This is a genomic window from Shewanella sairae, from assembly GCF_023283535.1.
Classification (GTDB): domain Bacteria; phylum Pseudomonadota; class Gammaproteobacteria; order Enterobacterales; family Shewanellaceae; genus Shewanella; species Shewanella sairae.
This window is the reverse complement of sequence record NZ_JAKILT010000188.1, coordinates 1-1,118: the sequence shown is the minus strand read 5'-3', so window position 1 is coordinate 1,118 and position 1,118 is coordinate 1. Positions and strand designations below refer to the sequence as shown.

The 1,118-nt window shown below is 36.6% G+C and carries 1 protein-coding gene; it reads right to left on the bottom strand.

What is annotated here, in order from left to right; translation table 11 throughout:
• Nucleotides 1-556: 556 nt before the first annotated feature.
• A complete protein-coding gene (locus L2748_RS24015; protein ID WP_248957826.1) occupies nucleotides 557-910 on the bottom strand; it encodes a hypothetical protein in 354 nt (117 codons plus the stop codon).
• Nucleotides 911-1,118 lie beyond the last annotated feature (208 nt).

The following is a 1,118-nucleotide window of genomic DNA, read 5'->3' as shown; positions in this document are numbered from 1 at the left end:
AACCAAAGTCAAGAAATGTTATTAGGTTGTTCTATTTTAAATCGCTTCACCCACCTTGGTATGCCTAATAGCTATCGAGTGGTCTGAACATACTCAAAGACAAGAGAGATTGAGTATTGCAACAAAGCCATACTTAGGAAAGGCGAAAGCCAGTTATAACCAAGGTGCTATCTCTGGTGATGCCCCTCCGCCAAATGAATCTGAGCGAAGATTTTGGAATACGTACAAGTCCGTGTCCAGTTTTACTTGACCACTACAAACACCTAACGCCTTTAGCAGCGACTGCCTAAACTTGTTATGAGTTTTACTGATTTTGAAATACACGCTCTACAAGACTTGCGCCTTTCTCCATGTATTGCCTTGTAGCAAAATCATCTATATCTCTGAAATCAGATAACTCCATTAGGATTATGCTAGCAACTTCAATTAACTCATCATTCAGTTTTTGATTTTGAGCACTGCAACAAAGCCTCTCTGTTGGGAAATGGCGTCCCGAAAAGTTAAGTCGCATTAATGACGTTGGTTAAGATATCATCGCTCATGATAAACTAGCTCTTCAGTTTGCGACAGAATTAATAATTTTACATTTATCGTCAACTGACATTTTTCGTATTACTTGTCCATCCATTATTATTTCAGTATACACTTTTCCATTGATAATGCTTGTCGTTCCTTCTAAACCAGATTCATTGAGAAAGAATGTATTATCTTCTCTTCTGTGCTTAAACACATGTTCTTTTCCATTGGTGTCTATATAAATTCCAACATGGTCAGATAAAATAGTTTTAGTTATACCTGATGGAGTTCCCATATCATTGTTAGCGCCTGTCTCACAATGATATTCAATTGCGACTCCTGCATTAGCATCAAAAGAAACTAATATAATACCAACAAGAATTAATTTTTTCATTTGAACTTTCTCCTTAAAGGGGGGATTACCGTTATGTTTTTATTCATATTTAGCCATTTCATTTAAAAGCCCTTCTTTAGGCTTTGTTGCAATGCTCAATCTCTCTTGTCTTTGAGCATGTTCAGACCACTCGATAGCTATTAGGCATACCAAGGTGGGTGAAGCGATTTAAAATAGAACAACCTAATAACATTTCTTGACTTTGGTT

Bases quoted from the DNA above. Each gene is read 5' to 3' on its own strand.
- L2748_RS24015 (WP_248957826.1), bottom strand. From the start codon at position 910: ATGAAAAAATTAATTCTTGTTGGTATTATATTAGTTTCTTTTGATGCT.